Here is a 5,318-nt window from a genome sequence, read left to right as displayed (position 1 = left end):
CTGCGTTCCGATCAAAGCTTTAGCAGCATATTCCCATTCAGCTTCCGTTGGCAGGCGATAGTTGGGTAGAACGTAACCCGTTTCGATAGCGGCACGACCTCCTGAGTATTGTTTGGAAGCTGCTTCTGCCGTAGCATCCGTTGCCGCCTCTTCACCTTTTTTCTTTCGTCCGGCTTTTTTACCACCGCTGGTTGCTTTGCGAGCCAGATCGTTATTAACAGCTCCCGTACGCCAGGCCGAGTAATCCTGAGCCTGTACCCATGATACACCCACTACTGGGTACATCCGGAAACCGGGGTACCGCAGGTATTGATCTACATAGGTATCGTTGAAGGCCATTTCACCCGCCCAAACCGTGGTATCGGGCAGAGCTGATTCGTAAAACTCCTGCGAAGAATCTTTCTGAACCGCGTAAAGGTATTCCAAGTAGTGAACGTTGGCAATTTCGGTTTCATCCATAAAAAATGACTGTACCGTTACCGTACGCTCTACGTTATCGTGTACCCCAGCCACATCCTCTTCCAGCGAACCCATTACAAAGCGGCCACCTTCGATATACACCAAGTTAGGTCCAGTAGGCTGACCTTTAAAGCTTTTAGGCGTCGAGAATCCTTCTTTTGCGTTGTAAGCAATGCCTGTGGCCGTACTATTTTTCCCAATGTGACCACTATCGGGTCTTTTATTCTTATTACAGGCTGTTGTTAGTAACACTAAGGCCCCTAACAAATAAACTGACGCAATTCTCATCATTGCAGGTATATGGTTTGGAATATCGCTTTTTACGTGTTTAGTATTTCAAGGCGTTGTTTCCTAATTTCCGAAAACAACGCCTTGAAAGCTCATTCAGTATCTCACAAAAATAGAAGATTAGCGGGAATTACTTGATAACCGTTCGTTCATTCCTAAAGCCTTTCTCCTTAAAATACGCATTACCAGATGAATCTCATTCGTTACGCTACTGAAACTTTCTCGCCCGAACTTACCATTTGACCTAGTAATTGATCTAACTCCGTAACCTGACGTAAGTTTTCAGCTAGTAGCTGAAGTTTGCCTTTGACATCCTTCAATACCACTTTGCGTGGGTTAGCCTTCACAAAATCAAGAACTTTGCCAAAACGCTCGGATTGGAAATATGCCTCATTCTCACCAGAAACGAATGTTCCTTTCAATGTATTTTGTTTGAGCGTTAATTTTTCAAAACCAATTTGTTCCGCTTTCCAACGAACCCGTACCAGATCCACCAAATCGCGTACTTCTTCGGGGGCCGAACCAAATCGGTCGGTTACTTCCGAAAGAAAGGCCTGCAATTCGGCCTCGTTTTTCATGTTGTCGAGGCGGTTGTATAAACTTAGTCGCTCTGAGATATTAGATACGTAATTCTCAGGAATCAGGACGGGTAAATCCGTTTCAATCTGGCACTCTACCCGCAGATTATTCGCGGCCCGGGCCAGTTCATCGGCAAACAGGTCTTTAAACTGCGTTTCTTTCAGCTCCCGAACGGTTTCGTCCAGAATTTTATGATACGTCTCAAAGCCTAAATCGTTAATGAAGCCACTTTGTTCAGCTCCCAGCAAATTTCCTGCTCCGCGAATGTCCAAATCCCGCATGGCAACCTTGAATCCATCTCCCAATTCGGTGAATTCTTCCAAGGCTTGTAACCGTTTCCGAGAGTCCGTACTCAGGAGTGACAAGGCAGGAGTAAGCAGGTAACAATACGCTTTTTTATTGGAACGGCCGACGCGACCCCGCATCTGGTGCAAATCGCTCAAACCGAATAATTGAGCCTGATTAATAAGGATGGTATTGGCGTTCGGAATGTCCAAACCCGCTTCAATGATGTTCGTTGAAATCAGAACGTCATATTCGCCTTCAATGAATTTCATCATTACTTTCTCCAGCCGGTCCCCGTCCATCTGCCCGTGAGCAATACCGATTTTTGCGTCGGGTACCAGCTTCAGTATCATATTTCCTAGCGACTCCAGATCGCCAATGCGGTTGTGAACGAAGAAGACCTGTCCGCTCCGCTTCATTTCCCGCATCACCGCGTCCCGGATTTTGAGTTCGTCAAACACCATCAATTCCGTCGTAACGGGCTGGCGGTTTGGCGGCGGTGTAGCAATGACCGATAAATCACGGGCTCCCATCAGGGAGAAATGCAGGGTACGGGGAATGGGCGTTGCCGTTAGCGTCAGGACATCGACGTTAAGCTTAAATTCTTTGAGCCGATCCTTCACTTTTACTCCAAATTTCTGCTCCTCGTCCACAATCAGTAAACCCAAATCCTTGAATTTGACGTCTTTGCCCACAATTCGGTGCGTACCAATCAGAATACTCGTTTCTCCCGACTCGACGCGTTTGAGTGTTTCCTTGATCTGCTGCGTCGTTTTGAAACGATTGATGTACTCCACTTTTACTGGAAAACGCTCAAAACGATCCCGGAAGGTGCGGTAATGTTGCATCGCCAATACCGTCGTGGGTACCAGTACGGCCACCTGCTTGTTATCCGAAGCGGCTTTGAAAGCCGCTCGCATGGCCACTTCCGTCTTTCCAAAACCTACGTCCCCACAGACCAGACGATCCATCGGGTGGGGTTTTTCCATATCCTCTTTCACTGCCGACGTAGCCTTAGCCTGATCGGGCGTATCTTCGTAGAGGAAGGACGATTCCAGCTCTACCTGTAGAAACGTATCGCGGGAATAGGCATAACCCGGAGCCAGGCGGCGTTTGGCGTATAGCTCGATTAGCTCGGCGGCGATGTCTTTCACCTGCCGTCTGACTTTGGCCTTTTTGTTCTCCCACTCCGGCGAGCCCAGTTTACTTAATGAAGGCTGCGTACCTTCCTTCCCCGTATACTTGGCGATTTTGTGCAAGCTCTGTACGTTGACCACCACCGTATCATTGTCGCGAAATACTAGCCGAATCCCCTCCTGCTGGTGGTCGCCTATGTCGATTTTTACCAGTCCGGCAAAGCGGCCAATACCGTGGTCAATATGCGTTACGTAATCACCGGGAGCCAGTGTTTTGAGTTCTCGTAAGGTAAGAGCTTTGGACTTACTGTATTTATCCTTGATTCGGTACCGATAAAACCGATCAAAAATCTGGTGATCGGTAAAACAGGCGATTTTCAGCGTATCGTCAATAAAACCTTCCCGCAAGGATACGTTTACGCCCTGGAAACGGACGCTATCATTGGCTTCACCCACAATTGAAGACAATCGCTCCAGTTGCTTCTGCGTTTCAGAAACCACAATATTAGTATAGCCCCGGTACTGCTGTTCGTGCAGGGTTTCGATGAGTCGATTGAAATCTTTATTGAAACTCGGTTGTGGTTTCGAGGCGTAATTGATCCGAAGTTCACTGGCCGGAAGCGTACTGCCATCGGCGGGTTTGAAGTAAAATCGCTTCCCAAATTCAACGCTTGGAAATTCCTTGATTTGATTCAGGAAACCCCGCCTGGTCTCAAACAACTGCGAGGGTTCGTGAATGACTTTGATTCCCCCACTCCGTTCGACAATTGCCTGAAAACTCTTCTCTACGTTTTCGAAACAGATACCGATGAGTTCCAGCGTTAGTTCTACGTCTTTGAACCAAATACGGGTTGTTTCTGGAAAAAAGCTCAGAAAAGAATCCCGGCTTTCCTGAATCAGTTTTGTCTGTACATCCGGGATAATATTGATCCGGGAAACGGATTCTTTGGACAACTGCGTATCCGGATCGAAGGTACGGATCGACTCCACTTCATCACCAAACAAGTCGATCCGATACGGGAATTCGTTAGCATAACTATATACGTCGATAATCCCACCGCGAACGGCAAACTGCCCGGCTTCGTACACAAAGTCGGTTCCTTCAAAATCCTGACTCAGCAGAAATTCGGTTAGGAATTCCGTATCCAGTTTTTCTCCCACTGAAATGGTAAAGGTATTCTTTACCAGCGAGCGGCGATTGATTACTTTCTCGCTCAGGGCTTCGGGATAGGTAACGATGAGCGTTTTGTTACTCTTGTCATTGATTCGGTTCAGTACTTCCGACCGCATCAGTACGTTGGCGTTGTCGATCTCCTCATACTCATACGGCTTTTTGTACGACATGGGGAAGAGCAACACGTGATCTTCGCCCAGTAGATTTTGCAGGTCATTGTAGAAGTAAGCCGCTTCCTCCTTATCGGATAAGACCACCAGCGAAGACACCGGGTGATTTTGATAGTGGGCCGCTACGAGTACGGCATCCAGACTACCGGTTATTCCTTTGATCTGTAAGTGGTAATCGTCGGGTTGTTTACTCTGAAGTCGTTCGCCCATGAGCCGGATAAAAGCGTCATTCCGATACAACGTCAACAAATCTTTAATCAGCATAGGGTTTATTTTGTAGCTTTCGCTCTGGGCTATTCGCTTTTCGATGAAATTTGTTCGTAAAAATCAAAGGGTTCTGGGTAAGAATCATAGCTAATTCCGTACCAGGGAAACTAGAGAGTGAGCCGCGTTGCCCGATTACACCGAACGCAGTAATCCCCGTCGTATGCCGAATGTATCGGTACCGACGAGGGGCTTTATAAAAACGACCAGAACCGGGGCAAAGTTCAGTATTTTATCAATTTAACCACTCTAAATGAACGGATTTCTGAGCTACCTCCAAAGCAACTGGCTCGAGTTAAGCGGCGTTAGTACGGGTATCATCTGCGTCTGGCTCAATACGCGGCAAAACGTCTGGGGATTCTTCTGGGGACTGATCAGCGTGGGGCTGTACACCGTCATTTTCTGGGAAGCCCGCCTCTACGGAGACATGGGTTTACAAATTGTCTTTGCTCTGTTAAGCATCTATGGTCTGTATCAATGGCTCTATGGTGGGGTCGGACATACCCAGCTTCACGTCCGAAAACTTCCCCGGCACTTCATCGGCTGGTTACTGGCTCTGACACTCGGTGGAACCGCTCTGTTGAACTGGGTACTCAGCCGTCTGACGGACGCCAGCCTGCCGCTACTCGATTCGTTTACGACCACGGTAAGTCTCATCGCCCAGTGGATGCTTGGACGCAAGTTTATTGAAAACTGGTACCTCTGGCTTTTTGTCGACCTGATTTACGTTGGCATATACGTCTATAAAAATTTGTATTGGACGGCCTTTCTCTATGGCGTTTATCTGATACTTTGCGTCGTCGGTTACCGGGATTGGAAAAAAGATTTAGCTCCCGTTTCACTGGCTTAATTTAAACTTGTACCCGGTTAAGTTCCTAACGGTGAATGGCTTCTGGACTCAGCATTCATTTACTTCTTCCTACTGACTTTACATCTGGAAAATTAATCTTCTAATTATTTAAA

Annotated in this window: 3 protein-coding genes; 1 reads left to right on the top strand and 2 read right to left on the bottom strand. The window is 47.3% G+C overall.

Features of this window, described 5'->3' with window-relative positions; translation table 11 throughout:
• The coding region (locus tag ACOJTG_RS06760) for a formylglycine-generating enzyme family protein (protein WP_420153106.1) at window positions 1–747 on the bottom strand (747 nt) is incomplete at its 3' end.
• Between the two features lie 203 nt (window positions 748–950).
• Window positions 951–4,355 (bottom strand): transcription-repair coupling factor, encoded by a 3,405-nt coding sequence (mfd, locus tag ACOJTG_RS06755; RefSeq protein ID WP_420153105.1) that lies wholly within the window; start codon window positions 4,353–4,355, stop codon window positions 951–953.
• A 253-nt stretch (window positions 4,356–4,608) separates the two neighbouring features.
• Here mfd and pnuC point away from each other — a divergent pair, with 253 nt between their 5' ends.
• Window positions 4,609–5,205: a nicotinamide riboside transporter PnuC gene (gene pnuC, locus ACOJTG_RS06750; protein ID WP_420153104.1), complete on the top strand. Its 597-nt coding sequence runs from the start codon at window positions 4,609–4,611 to the stop codon at window positions 5,203–5,205.
• The last annotated feature ends 113 nt before the right edge of the window (window positions 5,206–5,318 follow it).

The organism is Siphonobacter sp. (assembly GCF_048595215.1).
In the GTDB taxonomy this organism is placed as follows: Bacteria; Bacteroidota; Bacteroidia; order Cytophagales; family Spirosomataceae; genus Siphonobacter.
This window is presented reverse-complemented; position numbering and strand designations above follow the sequence as displayed.

Bases quoted from the DNA above. Each gene is read 5' to 3' on its own strand.
- mfd (WP_420153105.1), bottom strand. From the start codon at position 4,355: ATGCTGATTAAAGATTTGTTGACGTTGTATCGGAATGACGCTTTTATC.
- pnuC (WP_420153104.1), top strand. From the start codon at position 4,609: ATGAACGGATTTCTGAGCTACCTCCAAAGCAACTGGCTCGAGTTAAGC.